Origin of the sequence: Mesorhizobium sp. ESP-6-2, assembly GCF_020164675.1 — a bacterium.
Lineage (GTDB): Bacteria > Pseudomonadota > Alphaproteobacteria > Rhizobiales > Rhizobiaceae > Mesorhizobium.
In genome coordinates, this window is record NZ_JAIUGT010000009.1 from 22,852 (window position 1) to 46,886 (window position 24,035).

Consider the following 24,035-nt stretch of genomic DNA (forward strand, 5'->3'; position numbering starts at 1 on the left):
GCTATCTATATCATGATATAGTTTCAATCATAGCCCGGAGTGAACCATGACTTCCACCCCTAAGACATTCCTCATCACCGGTGTCAGCTCCGGGCTGGGGCGAGCATTTGCAAGAGGCGCGCTTGAAGCGGGCCATCGGGTGATCGGCACCGTGCGGCGGAAGACCGACGCCGAGATCTTCGCAGCGCTCGCGCCCGATCGCGCCCACCCGCTCTTGCTGGACGTGACCGATTTCGGGACGGTCCCGGCGGCTGTCGCCGCGGCCGAACGGCAGGCGGGCCCAATCGACGTGCTGGTGAATAACGCCGGTTACGGCCATGAGGGCGTGCTGGAGGAGTCCTCCATGGACGATCTCCAGCGCCAGTTCGCCGCCAACGTCTTCGGGCCCGTCGCGATGATCAAGGCGGTGCTGCCGGGCATGCGCGAGCGGCATCGCGGCCATATCATCAACGTCACGTCCATGGGCGGCTTCATCACCATGCCCGGGATCACCTTCTATTGCGGAAGCAAATTCGCACTCGAAGGCATTTCCGAAGCGCTCGGCAAGGAAGTGGCAGGCTTTGGAATCCGGGTGACGGCGCTCGCTCCCGGCCAATTCCGCACGGATTGGGCCGGACGCTCGATGGATCGCACGCCGCGCAGCATTGCCGACTATGACGCGGTCATGGACCCGGTCCGCGCCGCGCGACAGGCCAAGAGCGGCAACCAACCGGGCGATCCGGCCAAGGCCGCGCAGGCGTTGCTCGTGCTGGTCGATGCCGCGAACCCGCCGGTACGGCTGTTCCTGGGCGACGACGCGCTGGGGCTGGTCGACCAGAAGCTCGACGTAATGCGGGGCGAAATCAGCGCGTGGGAGGAGCTTTCGCGCTCAACCAGCTTCGCATCATGAGCGCTTGGAGTGCGTCGGCTGATGAAGACGCGCCGCGCGTCTTCATCAGCCTGCAATTGGGGCGGCTCGGCCTAACCGCCGCTCGAACATCCCGCCGAGAGCAACCAAGTGAAGCCTTGCTTCAGCAAGCGGCTCTATCGCGAGCGCAACCTGATCGAGCGGTTCTTCTCCGAGATGAAGCGCTTCCGGCGTGTCGCCACCCGCTACGACAAGCTCGCAACTTCCTCGCCATGGTCCAGCTCGCCTCGATGCGGCTGTGGCTCCGCGCTTATGAGTCCTAGAACAGTTCAGCTTTGATAGAGTCGCCGACCGCTTTAACTCTTTGTTTTCGTGATATTGTCGTCCTGAAACGAAGTTTCCGTGTATTAGCGTTCCCGAATGCCTCTTGCGCAATACTGCGACAAGGCCATGATTGTGGATGAAACGGCAGGGACGAGCTGTTGACGCCACACATCGAAGCCAGCAAGGGCGACTACGCCGAAATTGTGCTGTTGCCGGGCGACCCCCAGCGCGCCGAATGGATGGCCATGACATTCCTGGAGGCCCCGCGCTGCATCAACCGCCGGCGCGGTGCCCTTGGCTTCACTGGCCTGTTTCGTGGTCAGCCGATCAGCATCCAGGCGACAGGCATCGGCGGGTCCTCCTTTCTGATCTATGCGCATGAGCTGCTGGACGGCTATGGCGTGCGGACCTTGATCCGTACTGGCACCTGCGGCGGGCTGACCGCTGACGTAAAACTGCGCAGCCTCGTCATCTCCCAATCGGTGCGGCCCGAAAGCGCCCGAAGCGGTCAGGTTTTCGGCCTCTATGACGCTGCAGCCGGGCCGGACCCGGCGCTGTTTGCCCGCGCATTGGCGAAGGCGGCCGAACTCGGCATCGACCATCGTGCCGGGCTGACGGCATGCAGCGACGTCTTCCACCATCCGGAGGGACGCGCCCGTTTTGCCGATGCGCAGGCAGCCGGCGCGCTAGCCGTGGACATGGAGACCAGTGCGCTCTATCGCATTTCCAGGCATTTCGGGGCCCGTGCGCTATCGATCTGCACGGTGGTCGACGATATCGACAGCGGCGAACAGACCCACTATGCGGAACGCCAGGATCTTTTTACCGACATGACGCGGCTGGCGCTGGAAATCGCCGCCCCCGATCGGCCCGGTGTTTGACAGCCTCGCCGAGTCGCTCCGATCCTCATACAATTCCGAACGGACATTTCAGTCCTTCGTGCAGGTCGAGGCGGTGAAGGCGCCGTCGGGTTGCCTCATGATGATGTCGAATGAAGGCGGGCCCTGACCATCCAGAGTCGCCTGAGTGAGGGACAACGAGTTGCCGCCGGCGGTGTAGCCGCCGAGCGGTCCCAGCCAGGAGATCACCCCATTTGCGTCCATCTGGTAATTGTAGCCCTGCTGGGCCGTTCCGAAGGTGATTGGGCCGGTATAGACATTTCCCTTGATGGTGATGTCGCCGAGGTTGAGGAACATGCCGAGCAGGTAGACCTCGCAATGATAAATGCCGTCGGGCATCTTGCCGTCGCTGAAGTCGGCTCGCGCCGCCCCGGTCGCCGCCGCCAGAAACAATAGGCCGGTAGAGATGCGTGAAATTCCGGATGCCATAACGTCCCTCGGTTGAGGAGCGAACTTGCCCCATTTGTGTGCCGTGCCGCAATATTGTCGGGTGCGGCCTGCTTGCGGAGATCAAAATCTAGGCATTTGGAAAAATTGAACGAAAATTAGGCAAAAACCGTGTGCGCTGCGCAAATTTCTCTCAACCAATTTTTAACCGGCCCTCACGATTTCTCTAAGTACGATATGTCAAACCACTGATAATATTGAGCATTAACTTCTCCCGCGAGACCGCCTCGGCGATTGGCATGGGGGTTGCTTCGTAGTGTTGCGTTGCAATCAATCAGCTTGGGAGTGTCAGGCATGAGGGGTAATTTCTCGACAATAACAAAAATGTTTTCGGCGGGCGTGGTCGCTGCCGGCCTGTCCATGTCGGCGCCCGCGAAGGCGGCCGACGACACGATCAAGGTCGGCATCCTCCATTCGCTGTCCGGCACGATGGCGATTTCGGAGACGACGCTGAAGGATGCCATGCTGATGCTCATCGACGAGCAGAACGCCAAGGGCGGGCTGCTCGGCAAGAAGCTCGAAGCGGTCGTCGTCGATCCGGCGTCCAACTGGCCGCTCTTCGCCGAGAAGGCGCGCGAGTTGATCTCCAAGGACAAGGTCGCGGCGGTGTTCGGCTGCTGGACCTCGGTGTCGCGCAAATCGGTGCTGCCGGTGTTTTCGGAACTCGACAACATCCTGTTCTATCCCGTCCAGTATGAGGGCGAGGAGAGCGAGCGCAACGTGTTCTATACGGGCGCAGCGCCGAACCAGCAGGCCATTCCGGCCGTCGACTATTTGATGAGCGAGGACGGCGGTTCGGTGAAGCGATGGGTGCTGGAAGGCACCGACTATGTCTATCCCCGCACCACCAACAAGATCCTCGAGGCCTATCTGAAGGCCAAGGGCGTCGCGGCGGAAGACATCATGGTCAACTACACGCCGTTCGGTTTCTCCGACTGGCAGACCGAAGTCTCGGCAATCAAGAAGTTCGGTTCGGCCGGCAAGAAGACCGCCGTCGTCTCCACCGTCAACGGCGACGCCAACGTGCCGTTCTACAAGGAACTGGGCAACCAGGGCATCAAGGCCGAGGACATCCCGGTCATGGCCTTCTCTGTGGGCGAGGAGGAGCTTGCCGGTCTCGACACGGCGCCTCTGGTCGGCCATCTCGCCGCCTGGAACTATTTTGAGAGCGTCGACACACCCGAGAACAAGAAGTTCATCGCCGACTGGCACAAGTTCATCAAGAACGACAAGCGCACCACAAACGACCCGATGGAGGCCCACTATATCGGCTTCAACATGTGGGTGAAGGCGGTCGAGAAGGCCGGCACCACCGATCCGGACAAGGTGATTGACGCCATGGTCGGCGTCTCGGTGCCGAACCTGACCGGCGGCTATTCGACGATGATGCCGAACCATCACATCACCAAGCCGGTGCTGATCGGTGAAATCCAGGCAGACGGCCAGTTCGAGACGGTCTCGCGCACGCCGGGGCTGGTGATGGGCGACGAGTGGTCGGATTACCTGCCCGATTCCAAGGACTTGATCTCCGATTGGCGGGCGCCTCTGTCCTGCGGCAACTTCAATGTCGCCACCGGCAAATGCGGCGGCAAGGGCACAAACTGATCCTCCCGGGCTGGACCTTCAGGTCCATGCCCATGACCGCGAGCGTCCGGACGGTTCCTCCGCCGTCCGGACGTCCAACTCAACCCTGAAGAGCCGCCTGACGCCGATGAACCTTTTCCGCGCATTTGGCCTGACGCTGCTGTTCTTGCTGGCGACGCTGTCGTCGTCGGGCGCTGGCGAAGCCGATCTGCGTGGCATCATCGCCAAGTTCGCCACCGCCAAGGGTTTTTCGGAGACGAGAGCTGTCGTTCACGACTTGGCGGCGACCGGCGATCCGGCAGTGGAGCGGCCGCTTGCGGCGCTCGCCGACGGCAATCTTTATGTCCGCAAGATCGATTCCCTGGTCTTCGTCGGCAAGGAAGGCGGCGAACGAGTCCAGCTTTTCGACCCGCTGAGCGGCGAACCATCCGGTGAAGCGGCCAAGGACGACATCATCAAGATCAAGGTCAACAACACGCTGCGCCGCACCATCCGCGATGCGCTGGGCACGCTGACGCTTGGCGCCAAGGATCCGGCCGTTCGGCTCGCCGCCGCCGACACCATGTTCAAGACGCCCGATGCCGCAAACATCGAGCCGCTCGATGCCGCGATCGCCAATGAGACGGTCGCCAGTGTCAAGACCTTGCTGGAACAGGCTCGTGCCGCGTCGATTCTGAGCTCGGATCGGCCGGATGCCGACAAGCTTGCGGCAATCGCCCTGATCGGCGCGCGCGGCGACCGCGATGCGGTATCGCTGCTCACCTCGGCAGAGGCCAATGCCTCGGGCGCAGTGAAGGAAGCCGCGACAGCGGCAATCGCCAACATCAATTCGACGCTGGCCCTGTGGGACGCCGGACAGAACATCTGGTACGGCATTTCGCTGGGCTCGGTGCTGCTGCTGGCGGCGATCGGGCTTGCCATCACCTTCGGCGTCATGGGCGTCATCAATATGGCGCATGGCGAGATGGTAATGCTCGGCGCCTACACGACCTTCGTCGTCCAGCAGGTGATCCGCACGTCCTTTCCCGGCCTGTTCGACTGGTCGCTGGTGATCGCGCTGCCGCTCGCGTTCCTGGTCGCAGGGCTTGTCGGCCTCGCCATCGAGCGCGGCGTTATCCGCTTCCTCTACGGCCGGCCGCTGGAGACGCTGCTGGCGACATGGGGCGTTTCGCTGATCCTGCAGCAGGCAGTGCGCTCGATCTTCGGGCCGACCAACCAGGAGGTCGGCAATCCCTCCTGGATGTCGGGTTCGTTCGATGTCGGCCAACTTGCCATCACCTGGAACCGGCTCTGGATCCTGGTGTTCGCGCTCAGCGTCTTTGCCGTGCTGCTCTATGTGATGAAGCGCACCCCCTGGGGCTTACAGATGCGCGCCGTCACCGCCAACCGGCGCATGGCCGCCTCGATGGGCATCAGGACGCCATGGGTCGACGCGCTGACCTTCGCGCTCGGCTCCGGCATTGCCGGCATAGCCGGCGTGGCGCTCAGCCAGATCGACAATGTCTCGCCCAATCTCGGCCGCGGCTACATCATCGACAGTTTCATGGTCGTCGTCTTCGGCGGCGTCGGCAATCTGTGGGGCACGCTGGTCGGCGCCTTTTCGCTCGGCGTCGTCAACAAGTTCCTGGAACCCTATGCCGGGGCGGTGCTCGGCAAGATCGTCGTGCTGGTGCTGATCATCCTGTTCATCCAGAAGCGCCCGCGCGGCCTGTTCGCGCTCAAGGGCAGGGCGGTGGAAGCATGATGTCGGGACGCTTCTTCGCCGCGGGCGCGGACCGCCGCATCGCCATCACCATCCTCATCCTGCTGGCGGCGGCCATCGTCGTGCCGCTGCTCAACCTGGTTGTTTCGCCTACGAGCGCATTCTACGTCCCGCCCTATATCGTGGCGCTGACCGGCAAATACCTCTGCTATGCGCTGCTGGCGCTCGCGCTTGACCTCGTCTGGGGCTATTGCGGCATCCTCTCGCTCGGCCACGGCGCCTTCTTCGCGCTCGGCGGCTACGCGATGGGCATGTATCTGATGCGCCAGATCGGCTCGCGCGGCGTTTATGGCAACCCGGTCCTGCCTGATTTCATGGTGTTCCTGAACTACAAGGAACTGCCCTGGTTCTGGACCGGCTTCGACCATTTCTGGTTCGCCGGCCTCATGGTGCTGGCGGTACCCGGCCTGCTCGCCTTCGTCTTCGGCTGGTTCGCCTTCCGCAGCCGCGTCACCGGCGTCTATCTCTCCATCATCACGCAGGCGATGACCTATGCGCTGCTGCTCGCCTTCTTTCGCAACGACATGGGCTTCGGGGGCAATAACGGTCTCACCGATTTCAAGGACATTCTGGGCTTCAACGTGCAGGCCGACGCAACCCGCTCGGCGCTGTTCGCGGCAAGCGCGGTGACGCTGGCGCTCGGCGTCTTCGTCACCTGGGCGATTGTCGGCTCCAAATACGGCAAGCTGTTGATGGCGGTGCGCGATGCCGAAAGCCGCACTCGCTTCCTCGGCTGGCGGGCGGAGAATGTGAAGCTGTTCGCCTTCACGGTTTCAGCTGTCATGGCCGGTGTCGCGGGCGCGCTTTACGTGCCGCAGGTCGGCATCATCAATCCGGGCGAATTCGAACCCTCCAATTCGATCGAGGTGGTGATCTGGGCAGCGGTCGGCGGGCGCGGCACCATCATCGGGCCGATCATCGGTGCGCTGCTGGTCAACGCCGGAAGATCCTGGTTCACCGGCGTGCTGCCTGAACTGTGGCTGTTCGCGCTGGGCGGTCTGTTCGTCGCCGTCACGCTGTTCCTGCCCAAGGGTGTCATCGGCATGTGGGACAGTTGGCGGGACTCCTGGCGGGGTAACAGGGCGCTACGGGCGGCATCGCTGGCCTCGGAGGCTGGTGTCGATCCCGAAATGGCGTCCCCGGAAACGGCGCGGGCGGCGGCGAGAACACCCGGCGAATGGTCCTCGCCAAACCCCGAACCACAGCCGGCGGAGTGAGGGCGATGTCGAAGAGCAACACCATCCTCTATCTCGACGGCGTCTCGGTTGCCTTCGACGGTTTTCGCGCCATCAACAATCTGTCGCTGGTGCTCGACAAGGGCGAGATGCGCGCCATCATCGGCCCCAACGGCGCCGGCAAGACGACGATGATGGACATCGTCACCGGCAAGACACGGCCCGACGAGGGCGAGGTGTTCTTCGACGGCCAGGTGGATCTCACCAAGCATGACGAGGCCGAGATCGCCATGATGGGCATCGGCCGCAAATTCCAGAAACCGACGGTTTTCGAAAGCCACACGATCGAGGAAAATTTGATGCTGGCGCTGAAGGGGCCGCGCTCGATCTTTCCGGCGCTGTTCCATCGACGCTCACCCGCCGAGGCGCGGCGGATCGACGACATCCTCGGGACCATCCGGCTCGGCGACAAACGCGACGAGCTGGCCGCCAATCTCAGCCACGGCCAGAAGCAGTGGCTGGAGATCGGCATGCTCCTGGCGCAGGACCCGAAGCTGCTGCTGGTCGACGAGCCGGTCGCCGGCATGACCGACGCCGAAACCGAGGAGACCGCGCGCCTGCTCAAGGAGATCGCCCGCGACCATTCGGTGATCGTCGTCGAGCACGACATGCATTTCGTGCGCGAGCTCGGCGTCAAGGTTACCTGCCTGCATGAGGGCTCGGTGCTTTCAGAAGGCACGCTCGATTTCGTATCCGCCGATGAACGCGTCGTCGAAGTCTATCTGGGGAGATGATCATGGTTTGGCGCGTACAATTCGATCGCTTCGATCTTGCCTTCCTTCGGTTCTGGAGAAGGCGCTGACATGCTCGAAGTTTCCGATGCCACGCTCCACTACGGCGCCGCCCAGGCGCTGCGGGGCGTGTCGCTGAAAGCGGGCGCCGGCAAGATCACTTGCGTGCTCGGCCGCAACGGCGTCGGCAAAACCAGTTTGATGAGATCGATCGTCGGCCACCACAGGCTGACGAGCGGAAGCGTTGCCTTCGAGGGGAAGGCGCTCGACCGGAGCGCGGCGTATGACCGCGCCCGGTCGGGCATCGCATTCGTGCCGCAGGGCAGGGAGATTTTTCCGCTGCTCAGCGTGCGGGAGAACCTCGAATCGGGATTCGCGCCCCTGAAACGGGCCGACCGCAACGTGCCGGCGCATGTCTTCGAATTGTTTCCGGTGCTCAAGCAGATGCTTGGCCGCCGCGGCGGCGATCTCTCCGGCGGCCAGCAGCAGCAGCTCGCCATCGGCAGGGCGCTGGTGATGCGGCCCAAGCTGTTGGTGCTCGATGAGCCGACGGAAGGTATCCAGCCGTCTGTTATCAAGGACATCGGCCGCGCCATCCGCTATCTGCGCGACCAGGCCGGCATTGCGGTTCTTCTCGTGGAGCAATATCTCGACTTCTGCCGCGAACTCGCCGACGAGGTCAACATCATGGACCGCGGCCAGATCGTCCATACTGGTCCTGCCGAAGATCTCGACCGGGCGGATGTCAGGAAGTTCCTGACGGTGTAAATCCATCTCCTGATGAAAGTTTACTCGATCTTCCTTCGACACCCGCTGGCACGCTCAATACTACATGCTAATCTTCTGATGGCTTTGTGAGTCGGCCGCTTCCGTATCAGTCTGGTTTGTCGCAGATCGAGGTGGGCGACGGGCAAGTTCCGCGCAAGCATGCGTTCCTAGCATCCTCCCTGCGATCTCTGTCGTTCAACGCGTTTGGGCACACAGGCTAAGGGGCAGCCATGGAACGTTACGTCGAGGACTACCAGAAACGGCGACTCACCGAGCGCGTCGACATCATCACCGCCATCAACATCCTGAAATCCCAGGGCTATGAGCACGACGAGCTGATCGAGGAGATCACGAAGGTTTTCTATGTCGACCTCGATGCCTTCAATGAAATCGTCATGGCGGCGTAAAAGCCGCATTCGCCCATCCAACGATCACAGGCACGGCATTGATGCGCGTGGTCAGCCGGCCCGCCGGAACGTCGAGGCGGTGACGCGGTTGCGGCCGCCGCGCTTGGCGGCATAGAGCGCCTCGTCTGCGGCGCTGAGCACCTTGTCGAAGCTTAGGCCCTGTTTGGTGCCGAAAGCAAAGCCGGCGCTGACGGTGCATGTCAGGGAACCGTTCTCGGTGTCGATGCGGCGCGCGGCGAATGAGGTTCGTATCGCCTCGGCCGTGTTTTCCACTGTTTCGGGCAAAGTCCGCTTCAACACCACCGCGAACTCCTCGCCGCCCATGCGCGCGGCGACATCGGTCGGGCGAAGGTTGCCGGCAAGCTCCTTGGCGAACACTTTCAGCACCTCATCGCCCGTCGCGTGGCCGAACTCGTCATTGATGGCCTTGAAGCTATCGAGGTCGAACACGACCACGGCGGTAAAGGCGCCGACGGGGGAATCGCCAAAGAGGTCGAACAGCGCGCGGCGGTTGAGCAGGCCGGTCAGCTGATCCGTCAGCGCGTTGCGGCGGTGATGCCCCGCCAGACGCCCCTGGTTGAGGGCCAGCGACAAGGCGCCGATGCCGGTCATGCTGGCGATGACGACGACGAGGCTGAGATCCTCGGCCCAGTTCCTCGGCGCATGGCTCATGATCAGCTTGCCATCCCATGCCAAAACCGTCGCGCAGAGCAGGAAGGACATGGCGGTCGCCGAATAGAGTGCGGCGGCGCCGATGGTAAGCGCCGGGGCCTCGGCGCGGCCCTTCCAGTATTCGGCGGCGGTGGCGAACAAGAGCAGGGCCGCAAACAGGTTCTCGAGCATGAAGCCGAGCCCGTCATAGCCCAGAGCCATGGGCGGCAGCGCCACTGCCAGTGAAATGCCGCTGCCGATCAGAATCCTGGGTATCGGTGAGCCGCCGCTTCTGAATTGGTAGGCGGCGCCCAGCATCATCGAGAAGCCGACCAGCAGCAAGGTGAAGGTGGCGATGCCGAGGCCGCGCCTGGGCGCGTCGATATAGGCGTCATAGGTGAAGACCTCGCCCACCACCAGCAAGGCGCTGAGCGCCCAGGTGAGCAGGAACTTGTCGGTGCGGGCGGTGAGCCAGGTGCCGAACAACGTCAGGCTCAGGCAGGCAGCGGAGAAACCGACCGCCAGCAGAAGTGAGTTGTAGTCGAGCGACATGCCCCTCGTTCCTTGCCCGCGACGACCCTGCAGCCTGGCGTTGCTGCAGTCATGACGCAAGGAAGTGTCGATAAGGTTACGATAGCGACGAAGATGCGACGGTTCAGGGCAGGCGCCGCCGCCAGTGGGCCGTCTGCGCAGAGTTTCTCAGGCGACCCGCTTCATAAGTGCCATGGCGCCGAAGGGCGCGCGCACCTTGCCCTCGGTGATGAAGTAGACGAACACGTCGCGCGGTTGCACCGGCGCGTCGGTGGCAGGGTCGGCGCGCCGCAAATCGGCCGGCTGCTTGCCTTCCGCCCAGACCTTGGTCCGCGCCGCCCATTCATCGAGGCCTTTTGGCGTGTAGCAGTCCGGATTGTCATCCGAGCCGGTCTGCAGCCGCGCATAGATGAAATCGCCGGTGATATCGGCGATATCAGGATATTTTGCGTGATCGGCATAGACGATGGCCGCCCTGTATTTGCGCGCGAGCGCCGGGAATTCCGGCACGATGAAACTGTCGTTGCGGACTTCGAGCGCGTGGCGCAGCGCGACACCGTCCTGCTTTTCGGGCAGAAGTTTCAGAAAGGCCTCGAAATCGTCCGGATCGAATTTCTTGGTCGGCGCGAACTGCCACAGGATCGGCCCTAGCTTGTCGCCGAGCGCGGCAACGCCGGAGCCGAGGAAGCGCATCATCGATTCGCCGGCTTCGCCAAGCACGCGGCGGTTGGTGACGAAGCGGTTGCCCTTCAGCGAGTAGACGAAACCGTCGGGGGCCTCATTGGCCCATTTGACGAAGGTCGGTTCCTTGAAGCTGGAATAGTAGGTGCCGTTGACCTCGATGCTCGGTACCTGCCGGCTGGCGTATTGCAACTGCTTGGCCTTGGGGAGTTTTTCCGGGTAGAAGGACGTGTCCCACGGCTCGAAGGTCCAGCCGCCCATCCCGGCGCGGATTGTTCCCGATTTGCTCATTGTCGTCCTCCCGTTTCAGAAATCTGGCCGCGTTCAGAAAAATCAGGCCGTCGTGACCTCGTCGACCGGCTTGGCCATGTCGACGAGCACCCATCCTGGCCGGTAAGGATTGGGCCGGCGACCCGTTTCGCGATAGCCATAGGCGAGATAGAGCGCGATGTTGCGCTCCATTTTCGCATTGGTGTAGAGCCGCACCTCCGGCACGCCCCACAGGCGCGCCTGCTGATCCGCATGTTTCAGCAGCGCGATGCCGAAGCCCTTGCCCTGAAATCCTGGCGCCACGGCGACGGAGAAGATCATCGCGTGGTCTTCATGCCGCTCCAGTGTGAGCACTCCGGCACCTTCGTCCCCGCTCTCCAGCAGCCAGACCTCGCCGCGTTCGATGCGCGGCGCATAGTCTTCCGTGACTGGGATCGGCGGCGCGCCGAGCAGCAAGGTGTAGGGCGCGTAGGCATCCGTGGTCAGAGTTATGACGGCGGTGACATCCGGGGCAAGGGCTTTCCTGATCTTCATTCCGGAGATTCCCAACGCCAGCCCGCCATCACTCCGCTGCTTCGCGCTTGCCTCCGGGGCGTCGTTCCAGCAATTCCTTGAGGAACTGGCCGGTGTAGCTGCGTTTTTCGCGCACGATCGCTTCCGGAGTGCCGGAGGCGACCAGCTCGCCGCCGCCATCGCCACCCTCGGGGCCGAGGTCGAGCACCCAGTCGGCGGTCTTGATCACTTCGAGATTGTGCTCGATCACCACCACCGTGTTGCCCTGGTCGACCAGTTCGTGCAGCACTTCCAGCAGCTTGGCGACATCGTGGAAGTGCAGGCCGGTGGTCGGCTCGTCGAGGATATAGAGCGTCTTGCCGGTCGCCTTGCGCGACAGCTCCTTGGCGAGTTTTATCCGCTGCGCCTCGCCGCCCGACAACGTGGTTGCCTGCTGGCCGATATGGATGTAGCCGAGGCCGACCTGCTTCAGCGTGTCGAGCTTGTCGCGCACGCCGGGCACGGCGGCGAAGAAGTCGACGCCTTCCTCGACGGTCATGTCGAGCACGTCGGCGATCGACTTGCCCTTGAACAGCACGTCCAGCGTCTCTCTGTTATACCGCTTGCCGTGGCAGACGTCGCAGGTGACGTAGACGTCGGGCAGGAAGTGCATCTCGATCTTGATGACGCCGTCGCCCTGGCAGGCCTCGCAACGGCCGCCCTTGACGTTGAACGAAAAGCGTCCCGGCTGATAGCCGCGCGCCTTGGCTTCCGGCAGGCCCGCGAACCAGTCGCGGATCGGCGTGAAGGCGCCGGTATAGGTGGCGGGGTTGGAGCGCGGGGTCCGTCCGATCGGCGACTGGTCGATGTCGATGACCTTGTCGAGGAATTCCAGGCCCTCGATGCGGTCGTGCTCGGCCGGATGTTCGCGCGAGCCCATGATGCGGCGCGAGGCCGCCTTGAACAGTGTCTCGATCAGGAAGGTCGACTTGCCGCCGCCCGATACGCCTGTGACGGCGGTGAAGGTGCCGAGCGGAATTTCGGCGGTGACATTCTTCAGATTGTTGCCGCGTGCGCCGACCACTTTCAGGCGGCGGTTCTTCTTCGCCTCGCGGCGAACCGCTGGTGTCGCCACTTCGAGTTCGCCCGAAAGGTATTTGCCGGTGATCGAATTGGGGTTGGCCATCACCTGCTGCGGCGTGCCCTGGGCAATGATTTCACCGCCATGGATGCCGGCGGCCGGACCGATGTCGACGACGTAGTCGGCATGCAGGATGGCGTCCTCGTCATGCTCGACCACGATGACCGTGTTGCCGATGTCGCGCAGGTGCTTCAGCGTGTCGAGCAGGCGCGCATTGTCTCGCTGGTGCAGGCCGATCGACGGTTCGTCCAGCACGTAGAGCACGCCGGTGAGGCCGGAGCCGATCTGCGATGCCAGCCGGATGCGCTGGCTCTCGCCGCCCGACAGCGTGCCGGAATTGCGCGACAAAGTGAGATAGTCGAGGCCGACGTCGTTGAGGAAGCGCAGCCGCTCGCGGATTTCCTTGAGCACGCGCACGGCGATCTCGTTCTGCTTGTCGTTGAGCTGCGCCGGCAGATCGGTGAACCATTGGTCGGCCTTGCGGATCGACTGTTCGGTCACTTCGCCGATGTGCTTGCCGGCGATCTTCACCGCCAGCGCTTCCGGCTTCAGCCTGTAGCCACGACAGGCCGGGCAGGGGGTGGCCGACATGAAGCGCTCGATCTCCTCGCGCATCCACGCGGATTCGGTCTCTTTCCAGCGCCGCTCGAGGTTGGGGATGACGCCCTCGAAGGTCTTGGTCGTTTTGTAGGAGCGCAGGCCGTCATCATACTGGAAGGTGATCTCGCGCTCGCCTGTGCCGCGCAGGATGGCCTCCTGGGCTTCCCCGGTCAAATCCTTGAACTTGTCACCGAGCTTGAAGCCGTAAGCCTTGCCCAGCGCCTCCAGCGTCTGCACGTAGTAGGGCGAAGTCGATTTCGCCCATGGGCTGACGGCGCCGTCGCGCAGCGAGACGTTCTCGTCGGGGACGACCAGATTGGGATCGATGGCGCGCTGGCTGCCCAGCCCGTCGCAGGTCGGGCAGGCGCCGAACGGGTTGTTGAACGAGAACAGCCTGGGCTCGATCTCGGGAATGGTGAAGCCGGAGACCGGACAGGCGAATTTTTCCGAGAACAGGATGCGCTCATGCGTCTCGTTCTTCGACTTGTTGACCGAATCCTCGCCGGTCTGACTGGCATCGAGCGGCTTGTCGGCGAACTCCGCCACCGCCAGCCCCTCGGCGAGCTTCAGCGCGGTCTCCATGGAATCGGCAAGGCGCGTTGCGAGGTCGCCGCGCACGACGATACGATCCACGACCACGTCGATGTCGTGCTTGTACTTCTTGTCGAGTGCCGGCACATCAGCGATCTCGTAGAAGACGCCGTCGACCTTGACGCGCTGAAATCCTTTTTTCTGCAGCTCGAGCAATTCCTTGCGGTACTCGCCTTTGCGGCCGCGCACGATCGGCGCCAGGATGAACAGGCGCGTGCCTTCCTCGACCGCCAGCACACGATCGACCATCTGCGACACCGTCTGGCTCTCGATCGGCAGCCCGGTGGCCGGCGAATAGGGTACGCCGACGCGCGCGAATAGAAGCCGCATGTAGTCGTATATCTCGGTGACGGTGCCGACCGTCGAGCGCGGGTTCTTCGAGGTGGTCTTCTGCTCGATGGAGATGGCCGGCGACAGGCCGTCGATCTGGTCGACATCCGGCTTCTGCATCATTTCGAGGAATTGCCGCGCATAGGCCGACAGGCTCTCGACATAGCGGCGCTGGCCTTCGGCGTAGATGGTGTCGAAGGCAAGCGACGATTTGCCGGAGCCCGACAGGCCGGTCATGACGATCAGACTGTCACGCGGCAAGTCGAGATCGATATTCTTCAGATTGTGTTCGCGCGCCCCGCGAATGGAAAGATATTTATGGTCGGCCATTGCCGGTCGCCGCCTCAGATCTGGAATTTGTGGGATCGGCGGGTTTTCCCCGGCCGTCCCCTATGTAGGTATTTTTGCCGCCGCGTCGAGAGACGCCGCAATTCTCGACCAAGTCGTTTAACCGTCTTTCGCGCGAAGGGGCAAGCGGAAAGAACAAAGGCCGAACACGCTCCTGACAAAAGCGGTGGAGCAGGCGGCGTGGTCCCATCAGCGGATATGTCGTTCGATCACATTTTTCCCGTTCGGCCATCGAGCGGTTGACGTCCCCGGCTGAGGGGAGCAGACTCCATACGTCAACGAAGCCGGCTGTCTTTCGATGGCCTCGCCGCCCAAAGGCCGCCTGCGAGACGCCGCGGGCTAACGCGATCAGTGCTTCTGACGACGATTGTCGCAATGGACACAGGAGTGGAGCATGACGCCACCGGACAGTCCCTTGAGGCTCCAGCAGTGATTGGAGCCGCGGCAGGCACAAATGCCAGGGAGACGCAAGCGCCTTCCGATGTGACCCTGCCGGATGCACCAAAATCAGAGACTACTGGTCGGATCGTCGGCTGAACGCCGCGAAGCATCCGAAATCGAAAGCCGGTAAAACATTCCCGGCGAAAGATTGGATTAAAGATCCAGAAAAGCCCCGCCCGTTTGCTAGAAGCACGGCGGGGCTGCTCTTTTGGCGGAACGCGCAGGTACTGACGGCCCGCGACATGTCAGCTACCGCGGCGGTTTGATCCCGCCGGCGCCGATGTCGACCGTGATGCTGCCGGAAATCCTGACATCGGTATCACCGATCTTGAACTGGCCGTTGCCATTGGCGGGGAAGGCGTCATCGGGCTCGGGCTGCGGGGCCGGCTTGGCGATACGATAATCGCCGGCCACACCGGGCAGGCTGCCTTTCTGGCTGTCGCCGGCAAGGGCGCCGCCGGCCAGCATGAGCACTCCGGCCACGATGGTGACGGCAAGACGCTGGGGTCGGAATGAGCGGCAGTCGATCATCGGCCGGTTATAGCGTCGCCCCGTCGAGGTGGCCAGACCGGCGGTCATCAAATCGCCGGACGGCGGGGCCGTCGCGGCTCAATTCATCGTGCTTGTGCCGGTCACGCCGCCTTTTTGCGGGTGTCGTAGACATGATCGACGAGACCCCAGGCCTTCGCTTCCTCGGCGGTCATGAAATAGTCCCGGTCGAGCGTGCGCTCGACCTCTTCATAGGTGCGGCCGCAATGACGCGCATAGAGTTCGGTCATCTGCCGCTTGGTGCGCAGGATGCCTTCGGCGTGACGCTGGATGTCCGATGCCTGACCCTGGAAGCCGCCCAGCGGCTGGTGCAGGACGAGGCTGGCGTTGGGCAGCGCGATGCGCCGTCCCGGCGTGCCAGCCATCAGCAGGAACGAAGCCATCGAGGCAGCAAAGCCCATGCACACCGTCGACACCGGACAGCTGACATATTGCATCGTGTCGTAGATGGCGAAGCCGCTGGTCACCACGCCGCCAGGCGAGTTGATGTAAAGCGAGATCTCCTTGTCGGGATTATCCGATTCCAGCGACAGAAGCTGGGCGCAGACCAGCGCCGACATGCCGTCGTTGATCTCGCCGTTGATGAAGACGATACGCTCGCGCAGCAGCCGCGAGAAAATGTCGAAGGCGCGCTCGCCGCGGCTCGACTGCTCGATCACCATCGGCACCAGATTGGCAAAACCGGTCATCGTCTCTCTCCGTTTTTCATGTGTCGGCCGGTCAAGCGGCGCGCTGCAGAAGGCAAGGTGAATTGGCGGCGGGGCGGCGGCCGGAGGCGCTCGCAGCGAATGAAAGCCGGCAGCCGGCGCCTGCCATGGTCACCATGGGCCTGGCGGCGGATGTCGCCGCACGGGCAAAGCCTTCATGGATAATATGCAGATGCGTGCCGCCCGAAACGGTGCGGGCGAGCGTGAAGGTGACGATGCTGTCGAGCGGGTCCCGTTCCTCGTCCGGCCGCGGCTGTTCCCGCCAGGAGTAGCGAAGCCTTTTTCCGGGCTCGGCATCGAGGATCTCGCATTCGATCGGCGCATCCGGCCCGGCAAAGGCGAAATTGCTGCCGATCTCAGGATTGATGTCGTTGGGCATCATCCAGGCCGCAAGCAATTCGGGCACGGTCAGCGCCCGCCATACCTTTTCCGGCGGCTCGGGAAGATCGCACTCGAACTCGATCGCGTCGGGAGCGGTCCGCGCATGGCTTTCGTCGGTCACTGATGCGTGCGTCATTGGTCCATGTCCTTGAGAACCGCCTTCAGTTTTTCGATGCGCTCGGGCCAGAACGTCCGGTAGCGTTCGATCCAGCCGAGCAGCGGATCGAGCCCTTGCGGATCGGCGCGGTAATAGGCGTTGCGGCCCGCCCGCCGTTCGACCACCAGGCCTGCGCCGCGCAACACGGCCAGGTGCTGCGACACAGCCGGCTGCGACACCGTCATGCCGGTGCGCAGTTGCGACACCGTCATCTCGCTGGTGGCGAGGCGTTCATAGACGGCGCGTCGGGTGGGATCCGCCAGCGCCCGGAAAATTTCCGCTTCGATCATGATGAAAGCATAAGTCGATACTTATCGATTTGGCAAGCGGTCTTTTGCGGCCCATATGAAAGGAAGCTGGCGGCTCCGGCATTGCTGCCAATCCTTGACAATGAGCGGCGATGCATATAGGAACGAAAAGAGAACAAAAACCTTGTGGGAAAAGGCAGCCGCAGCAGGCAACGGGTGTGCGCAACCTGTAAGGTGCTGCGACAAAAATTTGTTTCGGACGAGCGCGGAGAAGTGTCATGGCGGGTAGCGTCAATAAGGTCATTCTGGTCGGCAATCTCGGGGCGGATCCGGAGATCCGCCGCCTGAATTCGGGCGAGCCGGTCGTCAACATCCGCATCGCAACATCGGAAAGCTGGCGCGACAAGAATTCCGGCGAGCGCAAGGAAAAGACCGAGTGGCACAATGTCGTCATCTTCAATGAGGGCATCGCCAAGGTTGCCGAGCAGTATCTGAAGAAGGGCATGAAGGTTTATGTCGAGGGCCAGTTGCAGACACGCAAATGGCAAGACCAGACCGGTGCCGACAAATACACGACGGAAGTCGTGCTGCAGAGATTCCGCGGCGAGCTGCAGATGCTCGACGCGCGCGGCCAGGGCGAGGGCGGCCAGGTCGGCGGTTATTCCGGCGGCGGCAGCCGTGGTTCCGATTTCGGCCAGTCCGGCCCGAACGAAGGCTTCAATCGTGGCGGCGGCGGTTCCAAGGGCGGCGGCGGTTCTTCGCGCGAGCTGGACGACGAAATCCCGTTCTGAGAAAAAACGGATTGGCATTATTCCTTGACCGCCGCGCGGCGCGTGGCGGTCTGTTGATTCCAGCGGAGAGGCACATTCAGTGAAAGCACGGGTAAAATGGGTGGAGGAGCGCACCTTCGTCGGCGAGTCCGGCAGTGGCCACAAACTGGTGCTTGGAACCGCGTTCGGCCCTGAAGGCAGGACGCCGGGGCCGAGCCCGATGGAGCTGGTGCTGATCGGCACGGGCGGCTGCTCAGCTTATGACGTGGTCCATATCCTCGAAAAGGGGCGCGAGGCGATCGAGGACTGCGTAGTCGAGCTCGATTCCGACCGGGCAGAAACCGACCCCAGGGTTTTCACCCGCATCCACATGCATTTCATCGTCAAGGGCCGGGCGCTGTCGCGCGACAAGGTCAAACGGGCGATCGATCTCTCGATCGAAAAATACTGTTCGGCTTCTGCCATGATGGCCAAGACCGCCGCGATCACCCACGATTTCGAAATTATCGACACGACGGCAAAATAAGCGGCCTATGAGGCCATCAGCGCCTTGATGCCATCGGCCACGAACTGCACGGCAAGCGCTGCCAGGATGACGCCGAGCAGGCGGGTCAGGATCGAACGGCCGGTCTGGCCGAGGATGCGGTCTATGCGCTCCGACAGCACGAACACCAGATAGGTGATGGCAAGGCAGACGAAGATGATGCCGACCAGTGCCGCCTGGGCGCCAAAACCCTGAAACGAGCCGGAAAGCAGGACGGTCGCCGAAATCGCACCGGGACCGGCGATCAGCGGAATCGCCAGCGGGAAGGCGGCGATGTTGTGGATCATGTCCTTGGTGATGGCGACGTCGCCGATCTTCTCCTTGCGGTCCTGCCGGCGCTCGAACACCATTTCGAAAGCGATGAAGAACAAGAGGAACCCGCCGGCGACGCGGAAGGCCGGCAGCGTGATGCCGAACACCGACAGGATCGAGGCGCCGGCAACCGCGAACAGCGCCATCACCAGGAAGCCGATGACCGAGGCGCGGACCGAGACCTGCTGGCGCTCCTCGCGGTTCATGCCGCGCGTTATCGCCAGAAACAGCGGCGCCAGCCCCGGCGGGTCGATGGTCACCAGAATGGTGACGAAGGCGTTGAACAGGCTGTCGAAACTCGGCATTTCTCACCCCTCCCGCCGGGCCGAGCCCGCATCCCGACATTGGTAGAGCAAAGCAGGGACGGAGGAAACCGGCCGGGGAGAGGCGGCTCGCGAACTCTGCGAAGGCCGGCTGGGCCGAGGGAGACGCGAAAGAACGCTAGGGAATGCCTGAGTTTGCGTTGCGGCTTGCTTGATCAGGTACGGTCAGAGCGCCGCGCCAGGAACTCCACTTCGAGCCGCCATGTCGCGCCATTGTCGTGCGAGCGCTCGCCGAGCCAGCGGAAGGAATTTTCCGTGATCCGTGAAAAGCTCCAACGTACCGAGGAACCGGTGCCGTCGGCGCCCACTTGGACAATCGTGTCGCCTTCGGCGCGGCCGAGCTGGCGGCTGTAATACTGGTTGCGCGGATCGCTCCAGAAAATATGCCAGGCGTTTGCGCCGGGATCATAGACGCGCAAGGTTGTGCCATAAAAGGTCCATTGGCCGAGAGAGGGCGAGGGGCCGGCATCGCGCGCGGGCAGGATCCAGACGTCCTGGATCGCGCGGCCTTCCAGCACCCAGCCGAAATGCACTTCGCCGCGTCCGGTCAGCACGGTGCCGTCTTCCAGATGACGGTTGGCATCGAAAGTCCAGGCGCCGACGAAGCGGCCGTAGAGATCCAAATTCTCGGCAAGACGGGGGGCGGGCCCGTCGCTGTGCAGGACTTCGGCAAAGGAGGGGTAGTCGGTCATGACTGTGCCTTCATGCTGTCAGGAGACTGCGAGCGATAGGCCGACGCAGGGTTTTTCGCTTGGGAAAAATTGCTATCTTTCGGGCCATGACGACGAGTGACAGGATCATTGCCTCGGGGCCAGGCTGGCAGGTGTCGGACGTGGTGTGCACGGCGGGCGCCGACGACCGACCGTTCGAGGAAGAGCACCGGACATTCTGCATCGCCGCGGTGACCGGTGGCACCTTCCGCTATCGCAGCAGCCAAGGCACCGCGATGCTCGCGCCAGGCGCTGTCCTGCTTGGCAATCCCGGGACATGCTACGAATGCGGCCACGAGCACGGCGCCGGCGACCGCTGCCTCTCCTTTCATTTCAGTCCAGCCTATATGGAACGGATCGTGGAGGGCGTACCGGGCGCCAGAACGTTGGCTTTCGAGGCGCCGCGCCTGCCGCCCTTGCCGGCGCTGATGCCGCTGCTGGCCGAAGCGGAGGCCGCGCGCGATGTGGCCGAAACCGCTGCTTTCGAGGAACTCGGCTTGCGCATTGCCGGCGCAGCAGTCGCCGCAGGCTCAGGGCACACCAAGAAGACGCGGACACCCAGCCGCCGGGATCAGAAACGGGTCGCAGAGGCGGTTCGGCGTATCGAGATCGATGCCGATCAGCCACTTTCGCTGGCCGTGCTGGCCCGGGAGACGGCGACCAGTCCGTATCATTTCCTGCGCACATTCCGGCAGATTGCCGGGATGACCCCCTACCGGTTTCTGCTGAGGACCAGGCTGCACCGGGCAGCAGTGCGGCTCCACGCTTCGGACAAGGCGATCTCGACGATCGCCTTCGAGGCGGGCTTCAACGACCTGTCAACTTTCAATCGCCGCTTCCGGCGTGAAATGGGGGAGACACCCGGCAGCTATCGCGCCCGTCGCGCGGGCCGCCGCTAACACGAGATGGCGGGCCTTTGCGTCGATGGCTCCGAAAAGCATCTCGGCCATATCGTCGCAATCACCGGTATCCTTTTGAAATCACCGCCAAAATCGACACTGGAAAAGTGCCGTCGACATTGGAGTTTCGGCCGCGCTTCCTATATATACGGCAAGTGATTCCTGTTTAGATTGTGATCCGATTTGACCGACCAAAAAACACCGCGCGGCGCCGACGGCGGCCCCACCGGCATCGAGCCGATTTCGATTATCGAGGAGATGCAGCGCTCCTATCTCGATTACGCCATGAGCGTGATCGTCAGCCGCGCGCTGCCCGACGTGCGCGATGGCCTGAAGCCGGTGCATCGCCGCATTCTCTTCGCCGCGCATGAGAGCGGCTATCACTGGAACCGCAAATATGTGAAGTCGGCGCGCCCGGTCGCCGACGTGATGGGTAAATACCATCCGCATGGCGACGCCTCTATCTATGACGCCTTGGTGCGAATGGCGCAGGACTGGTCGCTGCGCGTGCCGCTCATCGACGGGCAAGGCAATTTCGGCTCGATCGACGGCGATCCGCCGGCGGCCATGCGCTACACCGAGTCGCGGCTGACCAAGGTCGCGCATGAACTGCTGGAGGATATCGACAAGGATACGGTCGATTTCCAGGACACTTACGATGCTTCCGGCAGCGAGCCGAAGGTTCTGCCGGCGCGCTTTCCCAATCTGCTGGTCAATGGCTCGGGCGGCATCGCCGTCGGTATGGCCACCAACATCCCGCCGCACAATCTGGGCGAAGTCTGCAACGCCGCGATCGCGATTATCGACAATCCGGCCATCGACCTGCCGGCGCTGATGGAAATCATTCCGGGGCCGGATTTCCCGACCGGCGGCATCGTGCTCGGGCGCTCCGGCATCTACAGCGCCTATTCGACCGGCCGCGGCTCTATCGTGATGCGCGGCAAGGTCAACATCGAGGCCCGCGGCAATGACCGCGAATCGATCATCATCACCGAGGTTCCCTACCAGGTGAACAAGTCGTCGATGATCGAGAAGATGGCCGAACTGGTGCGCGACAAGCGCATCGAGGGCATTTCCGACATTCGCGACGAGAGCGACCGCCAGGGCTATCGGGTCGTCGTCGAGCTGAAGCGCGATGCGGTGGCCGACGTCATCCTCAACCAGCTCTATCGCTTCACGCCGCTGCAAACCTCATTCGGCGCCAATATGGTGGCGCTGAATGGCGGCAAGCCCGAACTGCTGACGCTGACCGACATGCTGAGGGCATTCGTGTCCTTCCGCGAGGAGGTGGTCACCCGGCGCACGAAGTTCCTGCTGCGCAAGGCGCGCGACCGGGCCCACGTGCTGGTCGGCCTCGCAATCGCCGTCGCCAACATCGATGAAGTGATAAAGCTGATCCGCACCGCGCCGGATCCGCAGACCGCGCGCGAGCAGTTGATGGAGCGGCGCTGGCCGTCCGGCGACGTCGAATCGCTGATCCTCCTGATCGACGACCCGCGCCACCGCATCAACGAGGACGGCACCTACAATCTGTCCGAGGAACAGGCGCGCGCGATCCTGGAGTTGCGCCTGCAGCGCCTGACGGCGCTTGGCCGTGACGAAATCGCCGACGAGTTGAACACGATCGGCGCCGAGATCGTCGATTATCTCGATATCCTGTCGTCCCGCGCCCGCGTCCAGCAGATCGTCAAGGACGAGCTCGCGGCCGTGCGCGACGAGTTCGGCACGCCGCGCCGCACCGAGCTGAGCGAAGGCGGCGCGGACATGGAAGACGAGGACCTGATTCAGCGCGAGGACATGGTCGTGACGGTGAGCCATTCCGGCTACATCAAGCGCGTGCCATTGTCGCTCTACCGGGCGCAACGCCGCGGCGGCAAGGGTCGCTCGGGCATGTCGACCAAGGAAGAGGATTTCGTCACCCGCCTGTTCGTGGCCAACACCCACACGCCGGTGCTGTTCTTCTCTTCGCGCGGCATCGTCTACAAGGAGAAGGTCTGGCGCCTGCCGATCGGGAATCCGCAGTCGCGCGGCAAGGCGCTGATTAACATGCTGCCGCTGGAGCAGGGCGAGCGCATCACCACAATCATGCCGTTGCCGGAAGATGAGACGAGCTGGGGCGAGCTCGACGTGATGTTCGCCACCACGCGCGGCACGGTGCGGCGCAACAAGCTCTCCGACTTCGTCCAGGTCAACCGTAACGGCAAGATCGCCATGAAGCTGGAGGAGGAGGGCGACGAGATTCTCGGCGTCGAGACCTGCACCGACAATGACGACGTGCTTCTGACCGCCAGCTCCGGCCAGTGCATCCGCTTTTCCGTCGGCGACGTGCGCGTCTTCCAGAGCCGCAACTCGGTCGGCGTGCGCGGCATCGCCATGGCCGAAACGGATCGCGTCATTTCGATGGCCGTCATCGAGCATGTCGATGCGCCGCCGGCTGAACGCGCCGCCTATCTGAAGCGCGTGGTGGCCGAACGGCGCCTGGCCGCCGGCATCCCGGCAGGCGAGGAGGAAGAGATCGCGTTGACCAACGAAGAGGTCGGCGAGGAGGCGGAGCTGTCAGACGAGCGCTATGAGTTCCTCAAGGCGCATGAGCAGTTCGTGCTGACGGTGACGGAATACGGCTACGGCAAGCGCTCATCGTCCTATGATTTCCGTCTGACCGGACGCGGCGGCAAGGGCATTCGGGCCACCGACGTGTCGAAGACGGCCGAGATCGGCAGGCTGGTGGCGACCTTCCCGGTCGGCAATGACGACCAGATCATGCTGGTGTCCGACGGCGGTACCGTCATCCGGGTGCCGGTCAATGGCATTCGCTTCGCCAGCCGCGCCACCAAGGGCGTGACCATTTTCAACACGGCGGAAGGCGAGAAAGTGGTTTCGGTCGAGCGGATTTCCGAGCCGCAATCGGACGAGGAAGAAATCGTCGAGGTTGGTGCCGAGATCGATCCGGCGGCGGATGCCGGCCCGGATGATGCGCAATAAGTCTGGCTTGGCCCAGACATGGCAACGCCGGCCAATCGGCCGGCGCATCGCAACAAATTCAGGCTAATTCAATAGTGACGGTGGGGCTTGCGGGGGCCGAACCCTTCGAAGCGTTTGGCGTTGGTCTTGATGCGGACGCGCTGGGCCTCCTGATGCAGCCCGAATACAGTGGCGATCAGCATGGCGACGGTCATTGCAGTGGCGAGCATGTAGATCAGCATGTGCGTATTCTCCTGCGCTCTACAACGCTTAGATGGGACTTTGGTTTCATCTTCTTAAAGGGGCAAGGTAGTGAACGCTGCGTGAAGCGTTCGTGATCGGCGCATTCATCTGTCGTTCATCCCTGCAAAAAGGTTCAAGGGGATCGCATCAA

At 62.9% G+C, this 24,035-nt stretch carries 24 protein-coding genes and 1 pseudogene; 13 read left to right on the plus strand and 12 right to left on the minus strand.

From position 1 onward, the window contains the following. The first annotated feature begins 46 nt into the window (after nucleotides 1-46). From LB532_RS21970 to LB532_RS21980, 3 genes and pseudogenes are all read left to right on the plus strand, one after another. Nucleotides 47-889, plus strand: a complete 843-nt coding sequence (locus LB532_RS21970; RefSeq protein WP_140638259.1) for an oxidoreductase — start codon at nucleotides 47-49, stop codon at nucleotides 887-889. A 132-nt stretch (nucleotides 890-1,021) separates the two neighbouring features. Then, nucleotides 1,022-1,170, plus strand: a pseudogene (locus tag LB532_RS21975) (IS5/IS1182 family transposase); the annotation flags it as partial. Nucleotides 1,171-1,329: 159 nt separating this feature from the next. Beyond that, on the plus strand, nucleotides 1,330-2,052 hold the full coding sequence (locus LB532_RS21980) for a DeoD-type purine-nucleoside phosphorylase (protein WP_140638258.1): 723 nt from the start codon (nucleotides 1,330-1,332) through the stop codon (nucleotides 2,050-2,052). A 48-nt stretch (nucleotides 2,053-2,100) separates the two neighbouring features. Here the strand turns inward: LB532_RS21980 and LB532_RS21985 are convergent, their stop codons facing one another. After that, on the minus strand, nucleotides 2,101-2,499 hold the full coding sequence (locus LB532_RS21985) for a hypothetical protein (protein ID WP_140638257.1): 399 nt from the start codon (nucleotides 2,497-2,499) through the stop codon (nucleotides 2,101-2,103). A 312-nt stretch (nucleotides 2,500-2,811) separates the two neighbouring features. Here LB532_RS21985 and urtA point away from each other — a divergent pair, with 312 nt between their 5' ends. From urtA to LB532_RS22015, 6 genes are all read left to right on the plus strand, one after another. Beyond that, nucleotides 2,812-4,122 carry an urea ABC transporter substrate-binding protein gene (gene urtA, locus LB532_RS21990; RefSeq protein WP_140498870.1) on the plus strand — a complete coding sequence of 437 codons (1,311 nt, stop codon included), beginning with the start codon at nucleotides 2,812-2,814 and terminating at the stop codon, nucleotides 4,120-4,122. Nucleotides 4,123-4,228: 106 nt separating this feature from the next. Next, nucleotides 4,229-5,845 (plus strand): urea ABC transporter permease subunit UrtB, encoded by a 1,617-nt coding sequence (gene urtB, locus LB532_RS21995; protein WP_140638256.1) that lies wholly within the window; start codon nucleotides 4,229-4,231, stop codon nucleotides 5,843-5,845. Beyond that, entirely contained in the window at nucleotides 5,842-7,080 is a 1,239-nt protein-coding gene (gene urtC, locus LB532_RS22000) for an urea ABC transporter permease subunit UrtC (protein ID WP_140638255.1), read from the plus strand. The genes urtB and urtC overlap by 4 nt, the downstream gene beginning before the upstream one ends. A gap of 5 nt (nucleotides 7,081-7,085) precedes the next feature. Beyond that, nucleotides 7,086-7,832: an urea ABC transporter ATP-binding protein UrtD gene (urtD, locus tag LB532_RS22005; protein ID WP_140638254.1), complete on the plus strand. Its 747-nt coding sequence runs from the start codon at nucleotides 7,086-7,088 to the stop codon at nucleotides 7,830-7,832. 69 nt (nucleotides 7,833-7,901) lie between these two features. Then, nucleotides 7,902-8,597, plus strand: a complete 696-nt coding sequence (gene urtE / locus LB532_RS22010) for an urea ABC transporter ATP-binding subunit UrtE (RefSeq protein ID WP_140548229.1) — start codon at nucleotides 7,902-7,904, stop codon at nucleotides 8,595-8,597. A 230-nt stretch (nucleotides 8,598-8,827) separates the two neighbouring features. Further along, nucleotides 8,828-9,004, plus strand: coding sequence for a hypothetical protein (locus tag LB532_RS22015; RefSeq protein ID WP_140638253.1), 177 nt, complete (start codon nucleotides 8,828-8,830; stop codon nucleotides 9,002-9,004). A gap of 51 nt (nucleotides 9,005-9,055) precedes the next feature. On the opposite strand, the gene LB532_RS22020 is transcribed toward LB532_RS22015, so the two are convergent. From LB532_RS22020 to LB532_RS22055, 8 genes are all read right to left on the minus strand, one after another. Next, entirely contained in the window at nucleotides 9,056-10,207 is a 1,152-nt protein-coding gene (locus tag LB532_RS22020) for a GGDEF domain-containing protein (RefSeq protein ID WP_140638252.1), read from the minus strand. A 147-nt stretch (nucleotides 10,208-10,354) separates the two neighbouring features. After that, on the minus strand, nucleotides 10,355-11,158 hold the full coding sequence (locus tag LB532_RS22025; RefSeq protein WP_140638251.1) for a DUF72 domain-containing protein: 804 nt from the start codon (nucleotides 11,156-11,158) through the stop codon (nucleotides 10,355-10,357). 42 nt (nucleotides 11,159-11,200) lie between these two features. Further along, nucleotides 11,201-11,671 carry a GNAT family N-acetyltransferase gene (locus LB532_RS22030; protein ID WP_140638250.1) on the minus strand — a complete coding sequence of 157 codons (471 nt, stop codon included), beginning with the start codon at nucleotides 11,669-11,671 and terminating at the stop codon, nucleotides 11,201-11,203. Between the two features lie 28 nt (nucleotides 11,672-11,699). Beyond that, a complete protein-coding gene (gene uvrA, locus LB532_RS22035; RefSeq protein WP_140638249.1) occupies nucleotides 11,700-14,621 on the minus strand; it encodes an excinuclease ABC subunit UvrA in 2,922 nt (973 codons plus the stop codon). A 708-nt stretch (nucleotides 14,622-15,329) separates the two neighbouring features. Further along, nucleotides 15,330-15,611 carry a hypothetical protein gene (locus LB532_RS22040; RefSeq protein WP_140638326.1) on the minus strand — a complete coding sequence of 94 codons (282 nt, stop codon included), beginning with the start codon at nucleotides 15,609-15,611 and terminating at the stop codon, nucleotides 15,330-15,332. Nucleotides 15,612-15,712: 101 nt separating this feature from the next. Beyond that, nucleotides 15,713-16,318: an ATP-dependent Clp protease proteolytic subunit gene (locus tag LB532_RS22045; protein WP_140498846.1), complete on the minus strand. Its 606-nt coding sequence runs from the start codon at nucleotides 16,316-16,318 to the stop codon at nucleotides 15,713-15,715. A gap of 31 nt (nucleotides 16,319-16,349) precedes the next feature. Continuing rightward, nucleotides 16,350-16,853: an SRPBCC family protein gene (locus LB532_RS22050; RefSeq protein ID WP_140638248.1), complete on the minus strand. Its 504-nt coding sequence runs from the start codon at nucleotides 16,851-16,853 to the stop codon at nucleotides 16,350-16,352. Continuing rightward, nucleotides 16,850-17,164: an ArsR/SmtB family transcription factor gene (locus tag LB532_RS22055; RefSeq protein ID WP_140638247.1), complete on the minus strand. Its 315-nt coding sequence runs from the start codon at nucleotides 17,162-17,164 to the stop codon at nucleotides 16,850-16,852. The genes LB532_RS22050 and LB532_RS22055 overlap by 4 nt, the downstream gene beginning before the upstream one ends. 236 nt (nucleotides 17,165-17,400) lie before the next feature. On the opposite strand from LB532_RS22055, the gene LB532_RS22060 reads away from it, so the two are divergent. Both LB532_RS22060 and LB532_RS22065 read left to right on the plus strand, forming a co-directional pair. After that, the gene (locus tag LB532_RS22060; RefSeq protein ID WP_140638246.1) at nucleotides 17,401-17,913 is read left to right on the plus strand and encodes a single-stranded DNA-binding protein; all 513 of its coding nucleotides are present in this window, start codon (nucleotides 17,401-17,403) and stop codon (nucleotides 17,911-17,913) included. A gap of 79 nt (nucleotides 17,914-17,992) precedes the next feature. Next, nucleotides 17,993-18,418: an OsmC family protein gene (locus tag LB532_RS22065; RefSeq protein WP_140638245.1), complete on the plus strand. Its 426-nt coding sequence runs from the start codon at nucleotides 17,993-17,995 to the stop codon at nucleotides 18,416-18,418. A gap of 5 nt (nucleotides 18,419-18,423) precedes the next feature. On the opposite strand, the gene LB532_RS22070 is transcribed toward LB532_RS22065, so the two are convergent. Both LB532_RS22070 and LB532_RS22075 read right to left on the minus strand, forming a co-directional pair. Then, a complete protein-coding gene (locus tag LB532_RS22070; protein ID WP_140498833.1) occupies nucleotides 18,424-19,053 on the minus strand; it encodes a MarC family protein in 630 nt (209 codons plus the stop codon). Nucleotides 19,054-19,226: 173 nt separating this feature from the next. After that, a complete protein-coding gene (locus LB532_RS22075; RefSeq protein ID WP_140638244.1) occupies nucleotides 19,227-19,763 on the minus strand; it encodes a hypothetical protein in 537 nt (178 codons plus the stop codon). An 86-nt stretch (nucleotides 19,764-19,849) separates the two neighbouring features. Here LB532_RS22075 and LB532_RS22080 point away from each other — a divergent pair, with 86 nt between their 5' ends. Both LB532_RS22080 and gyrA read left to right on the plus strand, forming a co-directional pair. Beyond that, complete coding sequence (locus LB532_RS22080) at nucleotides 19,850-20,680, plus strand: helix-turn-helix transcriptional regulator (protein WP_140638243.1); 831 nt, start codon at nucleotides 19,850-19,852, stop codon at nucleotides 20,678-20,680. A gap of 183 nt (nucleotides 20,681-20,863) precedes the next feature. Further along, nucleotides 20,864-23,662, plus strand: coding sequence for a DNA gyrase subunit A (gene gyrA, locus LB532_RS22085; protein ID WP_140498829.1), 2,799 nt, complete (start codon nucleotides 20,864-20,866; stop codon nucleotides 23,660-23,662). A gap of 68 nt (nucleotides 23,663-23,730) precedes the next feature. On the opposite strand, the gene LB532_RS22090 is transcribed toward gyrA, so the two are convergent. After that, nucleotides 23,731-23,883 (minus strand): hypothetical protein, encoded by a 153-nt coding sequence (locus tag LB532_RS22090; protein WP_140498827.1) that lies wholly within the window; start codon nucleotides 23,881-23,883, stop codon nucleotides 23,731-23,733. Between the last annotated feature and the right edge of the window lie 152 nt (nucleotides 23,884-24,035).

What these genes read in the sequence shown, in the direction of transcription:
- LB532_RS21970 (WP_140638259.1), top strand. Translation starts at nt 47, where the DNA reads ATGACTTCCACCCCTAAGACATTCCTCATCACCGGTGTCAGCTCCGGG.
- LB532_RS21985 (WP_140638257.1), bottom strand. Translation starts at nt 2,499, where the DNA reads ATGGCATCCGGAATTTCACGCATCTCTACCGGCCTATTGTTTCTGGCG.
- urtA (WP_140498870.1), top strand. Translation starts at nt 2,812, where the DNA reads ATGAGGGGTAATTTCTCGACAATAACAAAAATGTTTTCGGCGGGCGTG.
- urtB (WP_140638256.1), top strand. Translation starts at nt 4,229, where the DNA reads ATGAACCTTTTCCGCGCATTTGGCCTGACGCTGCTGTTCTTGCTGGCG.
- urtC (WP_140638255.1), top strand. Translation starts at nt 5,842, where the DNA reads ATGATGTCGGGACGCTTCTTCGCCGCGGGCGCGGACCGCCGCATCGCC.
- urtD (WP_140638254.1), top strand. Translation starts at nt 7,086, where the DNA reads ATGTCGAAGAGCAACACCATCCTCTATCTCGACGGCGTCTCGGTTGCC.
- urtE (WP_140548229.1), top strand. Translation starts at nt 7,902, where the DNA reads ATGCTCGAAGTTTCCGATGCCACGCTCCACTACGGCGCCGCCCAGGCG.
- LB532_RS22015 (WP_140638253.1), top strand. Translation starts at nt 8,828, where the DNA reads ATGGAACGTTACGTCGAGGACTACCAGAAACGGCGACTCACCGAGCGC.
- LB532_RS22020 (WP_140638252.1), bottom strand. Translation starts at nt 10,207, where the DNA reads ATGTCGCTCGACTACAACTCACTTCTGCTGGCGGTCGGTTTCTCCGCT.
- LB532_RS22025 (WP_140638251.1), bottom strand. Translation starts at nt 11,158, where the DNA reads ATGAGCAAATCGGGAACAATCCGCGCCGGGATGGGCGGCTGGACCTTC.
- LB532_RS22030 (WP_140638250.1), bottom strand. Translation starts at nt 11,671, where the DNA reads ATGAAGATCAGGAAAGCCCTTGCCCCGGATGTCACCGCCGTCATAACT.
- uvrA (WP_140638249.1), bottom strand. Translation starts at nt 14,621, where the DNA reads ATGGCCGACCATAAATATCTTTCCATTCGCGGGGCGCGCGAACACAAT.
- LB532_RS22040 (WP_140638326.1), bottom strand. Translation starts at nt 15,611, where the DNA reads ATGATCGACTGCCGCTCATTCCGACCCCAGCGTCTTGCCGTCACCATC.
- LB532_RS22045 (WP_140498846.1), bottom strand. Translation starts at nt 16,318, where the DNA reads ATGACCGGTTTTGCCAATCTGGTGCCGATGGTGATCGAGCAGTCGAGC.
- LB532_RS22050 (WP_140638248.1), bottom strand. Translation starts at nt 16,853, where the DNA reads ATGACGCACGCATCAGTGACCGACGAAAGCCATGCGCGGACCGCTCCC.
- LB532_RS22055 (WP_140638247.1), bottom strand. Translation starts at nt 17,164, where the DNA reads ATGATCGAAGCGGAAATTTTCCGGGCGCTGGCGGATCCCACCCGACGC.
- LB532_RS22060 (WP_140638246.1), top strand. Translation starts at nt 17,401, where the DNA reads ATGGCGGGTAGCGTCAATAAGGTCATTCTGGTCGGCAATCTCGGGGCG.
- LB532_RS22070 (WP_140498833.1), bottom strand. Translation starts at nt 19,053, where the DNA reads ATGCCGAGTTTCGACAGCCTGTTCAACGCCTTCGTCACCATTCTGGTG.
- LB532_RS22075 (WP_140638244.1), bottom strand. Translation starts at nt 19,763, where the DNA reads ATGACCGACTACCCCTCCTTTGCCGAAGTCCTGCACAGCGACGGGCCC.
- LB532_RS22080 (WP_140638243.1), top strand. Translation starts at nt 19,850, where the DNA reads ATGACGACGAGTGACAGGATCATTGCCTCGGGGCCAGGCTGGCAGGTG.
- LB532_RS22090 (WP_140498827.1), bottom strand. Translation starts at nt 23,883, where the DNA reads ATGCTGATCTACATGCTCGCCACTGCAATGACCGTCGCCATGCTGATC.